General features: G+C 65.3%; 21 protein-coding genes. 13 read left to right on the forward strand and 8 right to left on the reverse strand.

Going from position 1 to position 14,555, the window contains the following annotated elements; translation table 11 throughout:
- On the reverse strand, window positions 1-135 hold a 135-nt coding region (locus ACWIFB_RS16355; RefSeq protein ID WP_454058820.1), incomplete at its 3' end, for a nucleotidyltransferase domain-containing protein.
- 145 nt (window positions 136-280) lie between these two features.
- Between ACWIFB_RS16355 and intI1 the strand changes: the two genes are divergently transcribed.
- The 12 genes from intI1 to istB all read left to right on the forward strand — a co-directional run bounded on the left by intI1 (window position 281) and on the right by istB (window position 7,960).
- Window positions 281-1,294, forward strand: a complete 1,014-nt coding sequence (gene intI1, locus ACWIFB_RS16360) for a class 1 integron integrase IntI1 (RefSeq protein ID WP_000845054.1) — start codon at window positions 281-283, stop codon at window positions 1,292-1,294.
- 290 nt (window positions 1,295-1,584) lie between these two features.
- Window positions 1,585-2,385: a recombinase family protein gene (locus ACWIFB_RS16365; RefSeq protein WP_454058803.1), complete on the forward strand. Its 801-nt coding sequence runs from the start codon at window positions 1,585-1,587 to the stop codon at window positions 2,383-2,385.
- 5 nt (window positions 2,386-2,390) lie between these two features.
- Window positions 2,391-2,633, forward strand: coding sequence for a thermonuclease family protein (locus ACWIFB_RS16370; protein WP_077344091.1), 243 nt, complete (start codon window positions 2,391-2,393; stop codon window positions 2,631-2,633).
- Window positions 2,634-2,722: 89 nt separating this feature from the next.
- The gene (locus tag ACWIFB_RS16375) at window positions 2,723-3,082 is read left to right on the forward strand and encodes a single-stranded DNA-binding protein (protein ID WP_077344090.1); all 360 of its coding nucleotides are present in this window, start codon (window positions 2,723-2,725) and stop codon (window positions 3,080-3,082) included.
- Between the two features lie 88 nt (window positions 3,083-3,170).
- The gene (locus ACWIFB_RS16380; RefSeq protein ID WP_064846209.1) at window positions 3,171-3,962 is read left to right on the forward strand and encodes a ParA family protein; all 792 of its coding nucleotides are present in this window, start codon (window positions 3,171-3,173) and stop codon (window positions 3,960-3,962) included.
- Window positions 3,955-4,350 carry a ParB family protein gene (locus ACWIFB_RS16385; RefSeq protein ID WP_143028277.1) on the forward strand — a complete coding sequence of 132 codons (396 nt, stop codon included), beginning with the start codon at window positions 3,955-3,957 and terminating at the stop codon, window positions 4,348-4,350. Before ACWIFB_RS16380 ends, ACWIFB_RS16385 begins: the two co-directional genes overlap by 8 nt.
- Before the next feature lie 13 nt (window positions 4,351-4,363).
- Entirely contained in the window at window positions 4,364-4,729 is a 366-nt protein-coding gene (locus ACWIFB_RS16390; protein WP_064846210.1) for a hypothetical protein, read from the forward strand.
- Window positions 4,729-4,914 (forward strand): hypothetical protein, encoded by a 186-nt coding sequence (locus ACWIFB_RS16395; protein WP_064846211.1) that lies wholly within the window; start codon window positions 4,729-4,731, stop codon window positions 4,912-4,914. The genes ACWIFB_RS16390 and ACWIFB_RS16395 overlap by 1 nt, the downstream gene beginning before the upstream one ends.
- Window positions 4,915-4,925: 11 nt before the next feature.
- On the forward strand, window positions 4,926-5,108 hold the full coding sequence (locus ACWIFB_RS16400) for a hypothetical protein (protein ID WP_454058804.1): 183 nt from the start codon (window positions 4,926-4,928) through the stop codon (window positions 5,106-5,108).
- 164 nt (window positions 5,109-5,272) lie between these two features.
- Window positions 5,273-5,437 carry an antitoxin VbhA family protein gene (locus ACWIFB_RS16405; protein WP_454058805.1) on the forward strand — a complete coding sequence of 55 codons (165 nt, stop codon included), beginning with the start codon at window positions 5,273-5,275 and terminating at the stop codon, window positions 5,435-5,437.
- 187 nt (window positions 5,438-5,624) lie between these two features.
- Window positions 5,625-7,166 carry an IS21 family transposase gene (istA, locus tag ACWIFB_RS16410; RefSeq protein ID WP_454058806.1) on the forward strand — a complete coding sequence of 514 codons (1,542 nt, stop codon included), beginning with the start codon at window positions 5,625-5,627 and terminating at the stop codon, window positions 7,164-7,166.
- Window positions 7,163-7,960, forward strand: coding sequence for an IS21-like element helper ATPase IstB (gene istB, locus ACWIFB_RS16415; RefSeq protein ID WP_061917874.1), 798 nt, complete (start codon window positions 7,163-7,165; stop codon window positions 7,958-7,960). The genes istA and istB overlap by 4 nt, the downstream gene beginning before the upstream one ends.
- Window positions 7,961-8,209: 249 nt before the next feature.
- On the opposite strand, the gene ACWIFB_RS16420 is transcribed toward istB, so the two are convergent.
- Together ACWIFB_RS16420 and ACWIFB_RS16425 are read right to left on the reverse strand one after the other, a co-directional pair.
- Window positions 8,210-8,533, reverse strand: coding sequence for a hypothetical protein (locus ACWIFB_RS16420; RefSeq protein WP_182641920.1), 324 nt, complete (start codon window positions 8,531-8,533; stop codon window positions 8,210-8,212).
- Window positions 8,534-8,674: 141 nt separating this feature from the next.
- Entirely contained in the window at window positions 8,675-9,235 is a 561-nt protein-coding gene (locus ACWIFB_RS16425; protein ID WP_182641921.1) for a DNA-binding protein, read from the reverse strand.
- Between the two features lie 222 nt (window positions 9,236-9,457).
- Between ACWIFB_RS16425 and ACWIFB_RS16430 the strand changes: the two genes are divergently transcribed.
- Window positions 9,458-10,174 (forward strand): DUF3800 domain-containing protein, encoded by a 717-nt coding sequence (locus ACWIFB_RS16430; protein WP_067718684.1) that lies wholly within the window; start codon window positions 9,458-9,460, stop codon window positions 10,172-10,174.
- 507 nt (window positions 10,175-10,681) lie between these two features.
- Here ACWIFB_RS16430 and ACWIFB_RS16435 read toward each other — a convergent pair.
- The 5 genes from ACWIFB_RS16435 to ACWIFB_RS16455 form a co-directional block, all read right to left on the reverse strand.
- Window positions 10,682-11,464 (reverse strand): DUF4232 domain-containing protein, encoded by a 783-nt coding sequence (locus ACWIFB_RS16435; protein WP_454058807.1) that lies wholly within the window; start codon window positions 11,462-11,464, stop codon window positions 10,682-10,684.
- Window positions 11,465-11,697: 233 nt separating this feature from the next.
- Window positions 11,698-12,687 (reverse strand): IS481-like element IS5564 family transposase, encoded by a 990-nt coding sequence (locus ACWIFB_RS16440; RefSeq protein WP_011113072.1) that lies wholly within the window; start codon window positions 12,685-12,687, stop codon window positions 11,698-11,700.
- Window positions 12,687-13,862, reverse strand: a complete 1,176-nt coding sequence (gene cmx / locus ACWIFB_RS16445; protein WP_005297378.1) for a chloramphenicol efflux MFS transporter Cmx — start codon at window positions 13,860-13,862, stop codon at window positions 12,687-12,689. Before cmx ends, ACWIFB_RS16440 begins: the two co-directional genes overlap by 1 nt.
- A gap of 21 nt (window positions 13,863-13,883) precedes the next feature.
- On the reverse strand, window positions 13,884-13,937 hold the full coding sequence (locus tag ACWIFB_RS16450) for a chloramphenicol resistance leader peptide (protein ID WP_011113070.1): 54 nt from the start codon (window positions 13,935-13,937) through the stop codon (window positions 13,884-13,886).
- A 115-nt stretch (window positions 13,938-14,052) separates the two neighbouring features.
- A complete protein-coding gene (locus ACWIFB_RS16455) occupies window positions 14,053-14,463 on the reverse strand; it encodes a hypothetical protein (RefSeq protein WP_454058808.1) in 411 nt (136 codons plus the stop codon).
- Window positions 14,464-14,555: the final 92 nt, after the last annotated feature.

The following is a 14,555-nucleotide window of genomic DNA, read 5'->3' on the forward strand; positions in this document are numbered from 1 at the left end:
CCTCGGAGATGTGTATAAGAGACAGCGCCCTAGCCGTGCATCGATCGCCCAGCCCCCACCGATCCAGAGCGGCAGATTTCGCTCATCTGCCGCAGCTAGAATTTTGTGTATCAATGTGACCTGCGTTGTGTCCATGCGGCCTAACTTTGTTTTAGGGCGACTGCCCTGCTGCGTAACATCGTTGCTGCTCCATAACATCAAACATCGACCCACGGCGTAACGCGCTTGCTGCTTGGATGCCCGAGGCATAGACTGTACAAAAAAACAGTCATAACAAGCCATGAAAACCGCCACTGCGCCGTTACCACCGCTGCGTTCGGTCAAGGTTCTGGACCAGTTGCGTGAGCGCATACGCTACTTGCATTACAGTTTACGAACCGAACAGGCTTATGTCAACTGGGTTCGTGCCTTCATCCGTTTCCACGGTGTGCGTCACCCGGCAACCTTGGGCAGCAGCGAAGTCGAGGCATTTCTGTCCTGGCTGGCGAACGAGCGCAAGGTTTCGGTCTCCACGCATCGTCAGGCATTGGCGGCCTTGCTGTTCTTCTACGGCAAGGTGCTGTGCACGGATCTGCCCTGGCTTCAGGAGATCGGAAGACCTCGGCCGTCGCGGCGCTTGCCGGTGGTGCTGACCCCGGATGAAGTGGTTCGCATCCTCGGTTTTCTGGAAGGCGAGCATCGTTTGTTCGCCCAGCTTCTGTATGGAACGGGCATGCGGATCAGTGAGGGTTTGCAACTGCGGGTCAAGGATCTGGATTTCGATCACGGCACGATCATCGTGCGGGAGGGCAAGGGCTCCAAGGATCGGGCCTTGATGTTACCCGAGAGCTTGGCACCCAGCCTGCGCGAGCAGCTGTCGCGTGCACGGGCATGGTGGCTGAAGGACCAGGCCGAGGGCCGCAGCGGCGTTGCGCTTCCCGACGCCCTTGAGCGGAAGTATCCGCGCGCCGGGCATTCCTGGCCGTGGTTCTGGGTTTTTGCGCAGCACACGCATTCGACCGATCCACGGAGCGGTGTCGTGCGTCGCCATCACATGTATGACCAGACCTTTCAGCGCGCCTTCAAACGTGCCGTAGAACAAGCAGGCATCACGAAGCCCGCCACACCGCACACCCTCCGCCACTCGTTCGCGACGGCCTTGCTCCGCAGCGGTTACGACATTCGAACCGTGCAGGATCTGCTCGGCCATTCCGACGTCTCTACGACGATGATTTACACGCATGTGCTGAAAGTTGGCGGTGCCGGAGTGCGCTCACCGCTTGATGCGCTGCCGCCCCTCACTAGTGAGAGGTAGGGCAGCGCAAGTCAATCCTGGCGGATTCACTACCCCTGCGCGAAGGCCATCGGTGCCGCATCGAACGGCCGGTTGCGGAAAGTCCTCCCTGCGTCCGCTGATGGCCGGCAGCAGCCCGTCGTTGCCTGATGGATCCAACCCCTCCGCTGCTATAGTGCAGTCGGCTTCTGACGTTCAGTGCAGCCGTCTTCTGAAAACGACACCACCCTGCCCTTTCCCTGGCGTTTTTTGTCGCGTGTTTTAGTTGCATGAAATAGAATACTTGCGACTAGAACCGGAGACATTACGCCATGAAAGACAAGAGCGCCGCCGCTGGCCTGCTGCTGGGATATGCCCGCGTCAGCACCGACGACCAGGACTTGACCAACCAACGCGCCGAGCTGCACGCCGCAGGCTGCACGCGCATCTTTGCCGAGAAGATCACCGGCACCAGGCGCGACAGGCCCGAGCTGTCCCGCGTGCTCGATCACTTGCGCCCTGGCGATGTTGTGACTGTGACCAGGCTTGACCGCCTGGCCCGCAGCACCCGCGACCTGCTGGACATTGCCGAGCGTATCCAGGCGGTCGGCGCGGGTTTGCGCAGCCTGGCCGAGCCGTGGGCCGACACCACCACCCCGGCCGGCCGCATGGTTCTGACCGTGTTTGCCGGCATCGCCGAGTTCGAGCGTTCCCTAATCATCGACCGCACCAGGAACGGCCGGGAAGCGGCCAAGGCCCGAGGCGTGAAGTTCGGCCCGCGCCCTACCCTCACCCCGGCGCAGATCGAGCACGCCCGCGAGCTGATCGACCGTGACGGCCGGACGGTGAAGGAAGCGGCCGAGCTGCTGGCCGTGCATCGTTCGACCCTTTACCGGGCGCTGGCGCGTGGCGAGGAAGTGACAAAGACCGAGGCCCGCCGACGTGGTGCGTTCGCCGAGGACGCATTGAGCGAAGCCGACGCCCTGGCGGCCGTCGATGATGAACGCCAGGAAGAAGGCCCCGCGTTCCTCGATGGCGACGGCCCGGCCGCCGACCTGCCGCCGCCGCCGTATCGAACGCAGAGCCTGCCGCAAATCCTGGCGGCCCTCCCCGATGACGAGCTGGCGAGCTGAACACGATGGTTTACGGGCAGACAGTCGAGCTGCGCGCCGATCCTACCCAGGACGACACCGACCGCTACGGCCGACTGCTGCGCCACGTCTACATCGACGGGCAGAGCGCAGCCGTCGTGCTGCTCGAAGCAGGAGCCGCGCACGAGTACACCTACGATGCGCCCTACATCGGCCAGGCCGAGCACCGCGACGCTGAGCACACAGCGCAGGCCGACGCGCTGGGAATGTGGGGGAGCTGCACCGGATAATCCGCCGAAACCATAGACACAACTAGACCTATTAGGTACAATAGACCTATAAACCCCATAACCCCGAAATCAAACCGAGAGGAAACATCATGACCAGCTACATCAACTTCACCGGGAACCTGGCCAAGGCGCCCGAGCTGCGCACTGACAAGAACGGCCGCCCCTACACCTTTGCCCGCGTGATCCGCACGGATCGCGTGAACAAGGGCGGCGAGTTCGAGGACGGCGGCACCGAGGGCTACGACGTTGCAGTCTGGGGAGCCGACGCCGAGGCGCTGTGCGACCTGGCTGAGCGTTGCGGGAACGTGCGTGTGAACGTCGCGGGCGAAGAGGTGCTGGACACCTACACGAACGACGAGGGAGTGACCCGCACCGTGCGCAAGGTGAACGATGCAGAAATCACCGTGAGCCTGCGCGGCCAGACCGTCACCGTCGAGCGCCGTAACTAGGCTGCCGAGATAGTGGGCTGCCAGAGCGCAGCCCACTATCTGCCCCCAATAGGGGTATTAGTACCATTAGACCTGAAAGAAGGGCACCATGATTCTCGCGTACTGCAACCAGAAAGGCGGAGTGGGGAAGTCCACCACCGTCTACCACCACGCCCGCGCCGCGATCCTCGACGGACAGCGCGTGCTCGTGATCGACGCCGACCCGCAGGGCAACATCACCAGCGTTCTCACCGAAGACATGCAAGAGGGCGACGTTGGAGTGGCCGACGCACTCAGCAGCCGCAGCAGCGACACCCTGGCCGACGTGCTCGTGCCCGGTATCTGGGAAGGCCTCACGGTCGCGCCGACCGTGGGCGACAACCTGGCCGACGTGCGCAACGAACTCGTTATCTCATCGGAGCCAGGCCGCGAATCGCGGCTGCGCGCGCAGCTCGCCGCGATCCAGACCGAATATGACCTGGTGCTCATCGACTGTGGCCCCGCTATCGACCCGTTGACGATCAGCGCACTCACGGCAGCCGACGCCGTCGTGATCGTCTCACAGTCGAAGCTGTGGAGCGTCAACGGCCTGGCGAAGCTGATGAACACCGTGAGCCTGGTGCGCGAGCACTACAACCCGCGGCTCACAGTCGCCGGACTCGTGCTCAACGCCCACGAAGCGCACACACTCGCCGGAGGCCACTGGGCCGACGAGCTGACGGCAGCCGCCGAAGCTGCGCAGCTCCCGATTCTCACCCCACCCGTACCGAAGCGGCAGGCAATCGCAGATGCCACCGAAACGGCCCGAGGCCTAGACGAGGGCGACGCGCAGGCGCGCGAGCTTGCCGCGATCTACGCCGCACACATTGACCAGCTCAAGAAGGGAACTGCTCATGTCTAAGAAACCCGAACGCCGACGCTCGCAGCTCAGCGGCCTGTCGCCCGTAGCGCCGACGAGCGGCCGCGTCGAGCCAGAGAAGCCGGCCCCTGAGAGTGCAGCACCCGCAGCGGCCGCGCCCGCTGCGCCAAAGCGCACCGTGGCGGCCGCCAGCTCGAAGCCTGGCACCCGCACGAAGATGGGCTATTACGCCGCACCAGAGGACAGCGAACGCATCCGCGCAGCGTTCATCGCAGCGAGGAACGCAGGGCGGCCGTATCGGTCACTCTCTGACTTCCAGCTCGAAGCGATCCTTGACCAGGTAGTGCGGCTCGAAGCCGAACTGAACGGCGGCCGACCGTTCGAGGGCGCACCCGCGCACAGCCTGTCACCCGGCCGCCCGATGGAGTAGGGGAGTAACCACAATGGCAATCAACGAGGAACAGCGGCAGCTCGAAATCGCCGCCGAGGTCGAAGAGCTGGCGCGCACGCTCGCGCACTCAACTCGAGCTGTACCGCACCCGATCGACTCATACCGACTGCTCGGTGAGCTGGGCGCAACCATCGACCATTTGGCGCAGGTGATCGACCAGCTCGGCAAGTGGCACAGCCGCACCGAGGACGGCACGCACTACAACGGCGAAGACGGCGACGGCACCGGCAGCGCCCATGCGGCCGCTGACGAGCTGACAACCGCAGCAAACATGCTCAGGCTCGCATCGAGCCACGTTGGCCGGGCACACAGCCATAACGGCGTCGTGCGTTGGTATCAGGAGCCGCAGGAGAGCTGATGAGCGCGCTACAGATCATCTACTACGTCGGGATCGTCGTAGGCATCGCCATGTTCGTTGCATCATGGCTGATCCGCCGTAAGCAGATCACCGAAGGCCCGCTGGCCCGAGCTGAGAAACCGTTGATGCTCGGGGGAGCGGCCGTCACGTTAGCCTTCGCGCTGCTCGGCTTCGCCACGATATGAGAGGGGCAGCTATGACTCAGAGCGATCAGATGAGCGACGCGGAGCTGGCGCGTGAGATGAGCCGACTTGAGGCGGCGATAGCCGCCGCTGCGAGTGACGAAGAGCGGCAACGCTGCAATGCGTTGTTGAGCGAAGTGCGCTTCGAGCTGATGAAGCGCGGCCACGTCGCACAAGGTGGAGGCTGCGCCCAATAACGGTCGTTTTCGGGCAGCCGTGCCGGACGGCCCGCCGAGGCCGCGACACGCCGTTATCTGACCGACCGAAACCTATGACCGAAACCAACACCGACCCGAAACCCGACTTATACCGTTTACGGGCAGGCCGGTAAAATTAGAAGCACACCAGGAGGTGCAGCATTATGTCGCAACCATCATTTGACGTAGAGGCCCGCTGGCCCGAGCTGTTCGACCAGCTCGACGCTGACCAGCGCCGAGCCGTTGTGCGCTCGCTCGCGGCAGGCTGGCATGAGGGATGGGAGCCGAACCGCGAAGACGTGGCCGACCTCATCGACTACACGCGCTGACGACGGACACGAGAGACTGCCCGTAGGCGGTCACGAAGGTGCCCGCTGGCGGACGTGAGAGTTGCCCGCTGGCGGTCATGGGATCTGCCCGACACGACATTGTTTCCCGGCCCGCTTGGGCGGTTCGGGGCCCCTCCTCGGGTGCGATAGCGGTGCTGAAGCGCCCATCGCCCCGAGGAGGGACAACATGAAGTCTGCCGAGGAGATCATGGAAATTCTCGAAGCGTTTGATCTGACAGGGTCGTATCGGGATGCCGGCGAGCTCGCCGGTGTCTCGCACCACACCGTTGCCCGCTATGTGACTGCTCGTGATGCGGGCCGGTTGACCGACAAGCCGGCGGCCCGTCCGCAGTTGATGGACGAGTTCATGCCGAAGGTCGAGGAATGGGTGGAGCGCTCCGGCGGCAAGATCCGCGCGGACGTGGTCCACGACAAGCTGCTCGCGGTGGGGTTCACCGGCTCGGAGCGCACCACGCGTCGGGCGGTGGCGGCGGTGAAGAAGTCCTACCGCGTGGGCCATGCGCGGGTGCACCGGCCCTGGGTGACCGAGCCGGGCCTGTGGTTGCAGTACGACTTCGGTGACGGTCCGGTGATCGACGGGGTCAAGACCGTGCTGTTTTGCGCGTGGCTGGCGTGGTCACGGTTCCGGGTGGTCCTGCCGATCCGCGACAAGACGGCCCCGAGTGTGTTCGCTGCCCTGGATGTGACGTTGCGCCGCCTGGGCGGGGCGCCGACGTATGTGCTGACCGACAACGAGAAGACCGTCACCGTTGAGCACGTGGCCGGGATGGCGGTGCGCAACCCGCAGGTGGTGGCGTTCGCCCGCCACTATGGGGTCACGGTGCTCACGTGCGAGCCCGCGGATCCGGCTTCCAAGGGTGGTAGCGAGTCCACGGTCAAGGTCGCCAAAGCCGACCTGGTGCCCAAGGACACCAACCTGCGCGGCGAGTACTCCTCGTTCGCTGAGCTGGAGGAGGCCTGCGAGCAGTGGTGCGAGCAGATCAACGACCGGGAGCACCGCGTCACTCGGCGGGCCCCGGCCGAGATGCTCGCCCAGGAACGGGCCCGCCTGCACACCGTGCCGACCGAGGCATACACGGTGGCGCTGGGGGCGACCCGGCAGGTGCCGGTGAACTCGCCGATGGTGACGTTTGAATCCGGACAGTACTCGGTGCCGCATACGCTGCTCGGTCAGACCGTGTGGGTCCGCGCCTATGGTGCCGGCGCCGGCGAGCAGATCGTCGTGGTGCACGTCGGCCCCGACGGGCCGGTGGAGGTGGCCCGACACCTGCGGGCCACCCCAGGCAGTCCGCGGCTGGCTGATGCGCACTTCCCGGACGCCCCGGCCGGGGCCCTGCACCGCCAACCCAAGGCCCGCAACGCCGCGGAGGCGGCCTTCCTGGCCCTCGGCGACGGGGCCCGACTGTGGCTGACCGAGGCCGCCGCCGCGGGCACGGCCAGGATGCGGGTGAAGATGGCCGAGGCCGTGGCCCTGGCCAAACTGTTCGACCCGGGCGAGGTCGACTGGGCGCTCGGTCACGCGGCGCTGCACAGCCGGTTCGCCGAGGCCGATCTGCCGTCGATCCTGAACCACCACGCCGCCTCCGGCGGTGCCGGCCAAGCCCACACAGCGGGTGAGGACCGGTCGCTGACCCAGGGCACTTCCGGATGGGCCGCCCTCGGCGGGCAATCACCGGTGGCCGCCGATTCTGAGGAGGTAGACCGATGACCGCCACCGAGGTTCCGGCGCTGGGTGTGCCGGCCAGTCCGCCGCTGCCCGCAGACCTGGATGCCGTGTTGCGGCGCCTGAGACTGCCGCACATCCGCCGTCATGCGCCCGAGGTGATCGCCACCGCCAAGGCCCAACGCTGGGACCCGGCCGAGGTGCTGCGTGCGCTGTTGGCTGAGGAGGCCAGCGGCCGTGACCGGGCTTCGCTTGCTACTCGACGCGCTGCCGCCGGGTTTCCCACTGGCAAGACGTTCGACGCGTGGGACGAGTCCGTCTCCTCGATTCCAGCACCGACTCAACAGGCGTTGCGGACGCTGGAGTGGGTGCACCGCAAGGAGAACCTCGTCGTCTGTGGGCCCTCTGGGACCGGCAAGACGTTCCTGCTCGAGGCCCTCGGGCAGCAGGCGGTCGAGGAGGGACTGAAGGTCTCCTGGTTCACCCTGGAAGACCTCGGCGTTCTCCTGCGCAGTCACCGCGCCGACGACACCGTCACCAAGGCCATCGCCAAGATCCTGCGCGCCGACCTGATCATCGTCGACGACATCGGACTGCTGCCGGTGGCCACCGACGCCGCTGAAGGGCTTTACCGCCTGGTGGACGCCGCCTACGAAAAACGAGCCATCGCGATCAGCTCGAACCTGCACCCGGCCGGCTTCGACGAACTCATGCCCAAGACCATCGCCACCGCGACAGTGGACCGGCTCCTGCACCACGCCCACGTCTGCCAGACCAGCGGCGACTCCGTCCGCCTCTCCCAAGCACTCGCAGGCCAGGGGGTGAAGCCCTTGGCCTGACAACCCGAGGACCCGAGATGGCCAGCCCCTGGGCAGATCCCATGGCCATCTCCGGGCAGATCTGGTGACCGTCACCGGGCAGGTCTCAAGACCGCCCCTGGGCAGAACTCACTGGCCCTTGACACAAGCTTGCGGCAACACCGCACCACTAGACGAGCCCCCACTGTTCTAGACTCGGACACCACACACCAACAGCAATGGCCCCACCACTTCGATGGGGCCATTGCTGTATCGGTCGGGTGGGAAGTGTCAGCGGGCTTCCGCGATGCGTCTTTGGCGGCGCAGCTGCCAGTAGCGCGGAATCGTCCACCGCAACGGCGTCTTGTCGATCACCACACGTGCCAGACGCGACCGATAATGCACGTCATTGCGGACCGCGAACGACCAGTGCCCGACGAACCATGCCACCATCCCCAACGCCATCACCGTCGGCGCCCAGGAGCTCGACTGCACCGCACCACAGAACCCGATCACCGCGCAGATTCCCCCGATGCCGCGTGCCAACGGCGGCACCAGAAGCGAGGCCACCGCGACCATCGCCACGGCCTGTATCGCGGTCTGCACGTCCCACATGACACCCCTCCCGTGTTGGCGTTCGTCCCGTTACATCCCGAACTCAACCGGCGGAGGTCCGAGCCACTTGGTCAGTGCCTGTCCTGCTTTGTCAGTGTGCTCGCCCGGCCCGACACGACAAGGCCACCACGGTGCGGATCGCTACTTGTCCTCGTCGGCCTGCCCGGAGGAACGAAACGCGTCCAACAGTTCACGCAAGGTGTCCGAGGTGGCCTCGGCGCGCACCCGGGCGCGGTCGGCCTCCTCGGCCTGGACGCGCGCCTGCTCTGCCTGACGCTGCATCGTCTCGAGTTGCTGGCGGACCTGGGCCAGCTCGGTGCGCAGCTGCTCGGCGTCCCGGACCGCCTCATCTCGGGCCGCGTCGGCGTCTGCGTGTTGCGCGGTGGCGGTCTCCGCCGCGGCGAGAGCGTCGGCCTCGCCGGCGCGCGCGGCATCCAGGGCCACCGCGGTGGCCTCGTCTGCCTGCTCGGCGGCGCGCTTCCACGCCGCCGCCCACACCGAGGCCACCATCGCCGACATCGGCTCAGACAAGTCCGGGGCCTCGGGAACCTCGCCTGCTGCGCCCGTGGCGTGCTCGCGCATCCACGCCGCTACCTCGCCGATCCGCACCCCCGCCTGTTTCTGCACCGCCCGCACGGTGACCTTGTCCCCCCGCGCGACGAGTACGCCGTAGGCGTGAGCGATCTTCTCCGACGACGACATGGCAGCCCTTCCAGATTCAGTATTCGGTAACCGGTAACCGGTAACGCGATCTGTTACCAACGTTACCACAGGCGCCGAACCGAAGCATCCCCGTCGCGCCAGTGCGCAGCAAACCGGCCGGAACCTCGCCGTCGGAGCACCCCTGCCAACCAACGAGGAACAAGGCGGGTCCCGGGCCACCGCGGCCCGCGCCACACAAGCCTGTCGCGCCCGAGTGAGACAATGGACTACGTGCTGATCGCCTATGTCGACGAGTCCTACGACCAGGACCTCTATTACATCGGGGCAGCAATCGCCGACTACGACCAATGGGAGCAACTCCACCAGCTCTACACGCAGATCGCCGAGCGAACCGCCACGAAACACGGCACCGATCCCACGGCTGAGTTCCATGGACACGAGATCATGGGCGGCGCAGGACAGTGGGCCAACCTTCGCGGCAAACACCGCGAAGCAGCTGGCCTCTACAGTGCCGTCCTACGGGCAGCACAACACGCGGGCGTGCGGTACCTCTTCGAAGGGGTGGACGTCAGACGCCTCAACGCCCGATATCGGTACCCGCAACAGCCCCACACCGTAGTGTTCCGCCACCTGCTCGAGCAGATCGACACTTACACTGCCCAACACGGCGCCGGAGAGCAGGCGATCGTCATCGCCGACGAGATCGCCACCAGCGCCCAACACCAGGACCAGTTCAGCGCCTACCAAGACTTCGGCACCGGCGGATACCGGCCAAGCCGACTTCAGCACATCTCCGCGCCCATCAACTTCGCCGACTCACGGCACACCCCCGGCCTACAGGCCGTCGACATGGCCGTCTACATCCACCGCCGAGCCCAGGCGGTGCACAATCAGCACCCCCGAGCTCAAGCAGTCACCGACAAACTCGCCCACCTGATCTACCAAAACACCCACCGGCAACGCACCTGGGAGCCCTAAATAAAACGAGGGCCCCCTCGCGGGAGCCCTCGGCAGGCAACGTTCCGGTATCCGGCCCGTTGTGCCCCCAGACTACCGCGCCACACCCAATCCACACCAGACCCCGACGAGGCTCACCAGGTGATCCCGCACGCCCTAACGCTCAGCGAAAGCCGCCAAACTCGTATGCGCAGGAACGTGTGGCAGACCTGCTGCTGCGCCTTGGATGCCTAGAGGATCGTGCCGAGCATTACACGGTGCCTGATGCGTGGCGATCGCAGCTCGAGTCAAACTGTGGCCCCAAAACGGGGCTCGACCAGCCATTATGTGAACGCCGATAACTTACGTTATGTAAAGCTGAAGCTGCCGAGTTGTAGATCCCGCGAACTCGACACCTCACCGAACTGCCCCTCACCCGTAGTGCCCGAGACCCCGCGTGACTAACCGTGTCACCTAACCGTGCATCAGCCCCCGCAGCAATCCCATCCCAGTGGATGGCCGAACGGCTGGCCTGCTCGATGATGGGTGTCATTGGGCCGGAGTCCATGGACCTGTTTCAATTTCGGCTGCCGCGACCACGTCGAACGGGGCGGGCCCGATGCTGCTGCCCTCGTCGGTTTCGATCCGCGCTGGGATGGGGTCGGCGCCGTCAGCCAGGACAACCTCGACGCGTTGTGGGGTCGTGGGGTCGGCCGCATCGCGGTAGCCACGCCAGAACACAGTTGCTTCTGCCCGCTCTTCTGGCATGAGCCCGAGGCCATGTGCCGGGGGCGTAACCGGAAGCCGGTACGCCTCAAGTGAGCGGTGACGAATGTTGAGATCCTGTCCGCCTTGGGTGATATGGAGTGATGGGTGGCCGCGCAGCGCGCACGCGCTTTGCCCGACGTTGTGCGCTACGAGCGTGGCTGCCGAGTCGCCGCTGGCAAACTCCCAGCCGGTGAGGGCGACGGTGATGGTGGCGGGACCGCATGGGGGGAGCCCGGCCGTGGGCAAGGACGGTACCGGTTGTTCTTGCGACCCGGGCGCGGGGAGGGGCTGCGGCTCGGGTGTGTTCTCGGGTATCGCCTCCGGGGCAGGGCCCGTGCGGGCCACAGCATCGGCCGGTGGGGCCGGGACGGGTGTGGCAGCGTAAGCCGCAGCCACGCCGATCGCGAGCAGGCCGGCTGCCAACACGGCGCACCAGCGCGACCGGTGAGGCGTGCCGACGGCGGTCTTTACCTGCTCATCTCCACTGATCGCAGCTGCGTGGGACCTGGAGAGGAACAGGTACACCGTCATGGCGCCGGCGATGTTGCCCGCGAAGATAGCCACTATGGCTCCCACGAAGAAAAGGGATGGCCACAGCAGTGCAGTTGCTAGTGCTCCGGTGATTAATACGGTGGCGACCACGAGGGCGGCTGCGAACCACGCCTGGCGCTGCCTGCCTGTGCTCAGGCGCAGTGACCACCAGATCAGGACTGCGGCGACGACGGCGGACCATGCCGCGGCTGCCAGCGCTCCGATGAAGGTTTGGCGCGAGGCCGCGGCCAGCGCCGTGATGGGGCCTAGGTGTGATGTCCAGGGACGTTGTTGAGTCGGTCGAAGGGTACGCCGCCAATCGCAGAGTGGTGTCGGTGGTGGTTGTAGAAGTGGAGCCAGCCGGGCAGCGCCAGGCGTCGTTCGGCCTCTGAACCGTAAAACCTGGCATAGGCCCAGCCGTCCCCGAGCGTGCGGTGGAATCGCTCGATCTTCCCGTTCGTCTGCGGCCGGTAGGGGCGTGTCCGCTTGTGTCGGATGCCGAGCCGAGCGCAGAAGTCCCTCCATGCGTGGGATCTGTATGCCGACCCGTTGTCGGATAGGACTCGCTCGACGGTCACGCCTCGTTCGGCGAACCAGGCCACGGCGCGTTCGAGAACTCCCACCGCTGTGCTCGCCTGCTCATCCGACCAGATTTCTGCGTATGCGACGCGGGAGTGGTCATCGATGACTGTGTGAACGAACGCCGTCCCGGTGCGCGGCTTGTGATCTTTTCCTCGTGGTAATCCCGGAGTCGCGAGCTTGTTCCGTGCGCCTTGCTGCCGACCTACGTAACGATGTCCACCGCCGTCGGGGATGTTGCCGAACTTCGTGACATCGACATGAATCAACGATCCCGGATGAGGATGCTCATATCGCCGCAATGGCTCGCCAGTGACACGATCGATATGCGAGAGGCGGTTCACGCGGCAACGGACGAGGACCGCGTGAACAGTCGACGTCGAGAGACCAAGTCGCGCAGCGATCTGGGCTGGCCCCAGTCGAAGCCGCCAGCGCAGGTTGATGATCTTCTTCTTGACATGCTCGGGCGTCCTGCCTGGGATCCGGTGCGGCTTGCTGGAGCGATCCTGCATCCCAAACTCACCCTCTTCCCGGTAGCGGCCTGCCCATTTCCGGGCAGTGATCGGGGAGACCATGAACATCTTTGCGGCGATCGTGGCCGGATAGCCGTCTTCGACAATCAGCCGAGCTAACCGGAGACGGGCACGAGGAGTGAGAAGAGCGTTCGGATGGGTCATCAATTGGCCTCCGCCGCGGTCTTCGTAAGCGCGCGTCTGGTGAGAAGCATGATGACGAGAGCGATCGCTGTCAGCACCGAAGCGACCCAAACCGGCGCGAGCAGCCCCAGCCCGGTCGCGAGCCCGAGCGCACCAAGCACGGGCCCCGCTGCAGCTCCGATATTCAATGCTGCGGTTGCGTACGAACCGCCCATCGTTGGCGCACCCGATGCTGCATACAGCACACGCGTGATCAGAGTACTGCCGACGCCGAACGACAGGAATCCCTGAACGAGGACGAGGACGATAAGCGCAACGGGATGAGATGCGACCACTGCCAACACGATCCAGCCTGTCAGCAATAGCGGTCCGCCGACTGCGAGCACGAGGCCAGGTCGTTGATCTGATAGTCGTCCTGCGATCGTGACGCCAAGGAACGATCCGATGCCGAACATCACCAGCGCGACGGACACCCACGCTTCGGCCAAGCCCGCGGTCTCGGTCACGATGGGTGCCAGGAAGGTGAATGCCGCAAAGGTCCCTCCGTTGATCAGCGCTCCGAGTGCCATGGCCAGGATGAGCCGCGGCGTCGCCAACTGGCTGAGCTCGACACGGAGCCTTGGTGAGGTCGCGCTAGTCTCGCTCCGACCAACATTGTTCGTGACGCCACGAATGACTCCAACGGCCGCGGGAATACAGAGGATGGCGATCGCCCAGAACGTCGTTCGCCAGCCCAGCGCTGTGCCGAGCAGTGCCCCGGCGGGGACGCCCACGACGGTTGCGATCGTCGTGCCGGAGAGCAGGATCGACAGTGCACGCCCCTTCTGGTTCGCTGGCACGAGGGTAGTGGCCGTGCTCAGTGCTACGGCGAGGAATCCTGCGTTTGCGAGAGCGCTGAGCACCCGGGTGATGAGCAGGAGAGAGAACACTGGTGTCATCGCTCCGATGACGTGGCTTCCCGCGAACACGAGAAGGCAAACGATCAATGTGAGCCGCGGTGGCCAACGGCGAGCGAATGCCGCCATCACTGGCGCGCCGACGACCATACCGACTGCGAATGCGGAGGTCAGCAGGCCCGCAGTGCCGACCGAGACGTCAAGTTCGGTCGCGATCGCGGGGAGCAATCCCGCGAGCATGAATTCTGAAGTGCCCATGACGAAGACCGCCAGGGCAAGCATGTAAAGGGCAAAAGGCATCGAGTACTCCGAGGTGTGAGATCAAGAAATGGTTCTTCTTGTCACCACGGCCAGCGCCCCGGGTACGCCAGACATACGCCCACACAGATCGTGGGCGTCGTAACTAGTGGTTCAAGGGGCTGGCGGTGTGACCGACAACCCCTGACCTGTCTGATTCGGGACTCGACATGCCCCAAACTCTAACATGCCTTCAATGGCAAGCGGTCTGGACAGATACTTCTTGAATCGGCACGGTGTCATTACGGGCGGGGGCCAGAACAACGTCCCTGGACATCACACCTAGGGCGGTGGCCGTCGCGTAAGCGCCCCCAGATCCGAAGAATCCACCGGGCGCGTTGCCGGCCCGGTGCGCCTTTCTCGGCAGGGTTGCACCAATAGCCAGCCAGGCCAGTGCCCCGAGCACCAGCGCCCCGCATCCGATGGCGAGATATCGAATACGCGCCGTTCGCCACAGGCCCTCAAAGGGGGTGTCGTTGCAGCCGAACAGCCAGGCCGGCTCTTGGCACAGACCCGAACTGTGTACGGCGACGGTGGTCAGCACGGCCAGACAGGCCAGGACAGAGGCGATCGCCAGTACGCGCGCGGTGATAAGCGGAGACATCCCTCTCCCCTCCGGTCAGCGGGCCACGCGTCGCCACCGAGTCGGGGGCGCCGCTGTCGGTCGCCACAGTGCCCGCGGGGGGCGGCGGCAGT

It is taken from the genome of Dietzia sp. NPDC055340 (genome assembly GCF_053645335.1).

Coding starts and splice junctions, on each gene's coding strand:
- intI1 (WP_000845054.1), top strand. CDS start 281: ATGAAAACCGCCACTGCGCCGTTACCACCGCTGCGTTCGGTCAAGGTT.
- ACWIFB_RS16365 (WP_454058803.1), top strand. CDS start 1,585: ATGAAAGACAAGAGCGCCGCCGCTGGCCTGCTGCTGGGATATGCCCGC.
- ACWIFB_RS16370 (WP_077344091.1), top strand. CDS start 2,391: ATGGTTTACGGGCAGACAGTCGAGCTGCGCGCCGATCCTACCCAGGAC.
- ACWIFB_RS16375 (WP_077344090.1), top strand. CDS start 2,723: ATGACCAGCTACATCAACTTCACCGGGAACCTGGCCAAGGCGCCCGAG.
- ACWIFB_RS16380 (WP_064846209.1), top strand. CDS start 3,171: ATGATTCTCGCGTACTGCAACCAGAAAGGCGGAGTGGGGAAGTCCACC.
- ACWIFB_RS16385 (WP_143028277.1), top strand. CDS start 3,955: ATGTCTAAGAAACCCGAACGCCGACGCTCGCAGCTCAGCGGCCTGTCG.
- ACWIFB_RS16390 (WP_064846210.1), top strand. CDS start 4,364: ATGGCAATCAACGAGGAACAGCGGCAGCTCGAAATCGCCGCCGAGGTC.
- ACWIFB_RS16395 (WP_064846211.1), top strand. CDS start 4,729: ATGAGCGCGCTACAGATCATCTACTACGTCGGGATCGTCGTAGGCATC.
- ACWIFB_RS16400 (WP_454058804.1), top strand. CDS start 4,926: ATGACTCAGAGCGATCAGATGAGCGACGCGGAGCTGGCGCGTGAGATG.
- ACWIFB_RS16405 (WP_454058805.1), top strand. CDS start 5,273: ATGTCGCAACCATCATTTGACGTAGAGGCCCGCTGGCCCGAGCTGTTC.
- istA (WP_454058806.1), top strand. CDS start 5,625: ATGAAGTCTGCCGAGGAGATCATGGAAATTCTCGAAGCGTTTGATCTG.
- istB (WP_061917874.1), top strand. CDS start 7,163: ATGACCGCCACCGAGGTTCCGGCGCTGGGTGTGCCGGCCAGTCCGCCG.
- ACWIFB_RS16420 (WP_182641920.1), bottom strand. CDS start 8,533: ATGTGGGACGTGCAGACCGCGATACAGGCCGTGGCGATGGTCGCGGTG.
- ACWIFB_RS16425 (WP_182641921.1), bottom strand. CDS start 9,235: ATGTCGTCGTCGGAGAAGATCGCTCACGCCTACGGCGTACTCGTCGCG.
- ACWIFB_RS16430 (WP_067718684.1), top strand. CDS start 9,458: ATGGACTACGTGCTGATCGCCTATGTCGACGAGTCCTACGACCAGGAC.
- ACWIFB_RS16440 (WP_011113072.1), bottom strand. CDS start 12,687: ATGACCCATCCGAACGCTCTTCTCACTCCTCGTGCCCGTCTCCGGTTA.
- cmx (WP_005297378.1), bottom strand. CDS start 13,862: ATGCCTTTTGCCCTTTACATGCTTGCCCTGGCGGTCTTCGTCATGGGC.
- ACWIFB_RS16455 (WP_454058808.1), bottom strand. CDS start 14,463: ATGTCTCCGCTTATCACCGCGCGCGTACTGGCGATCGCCTCTGTCCTG.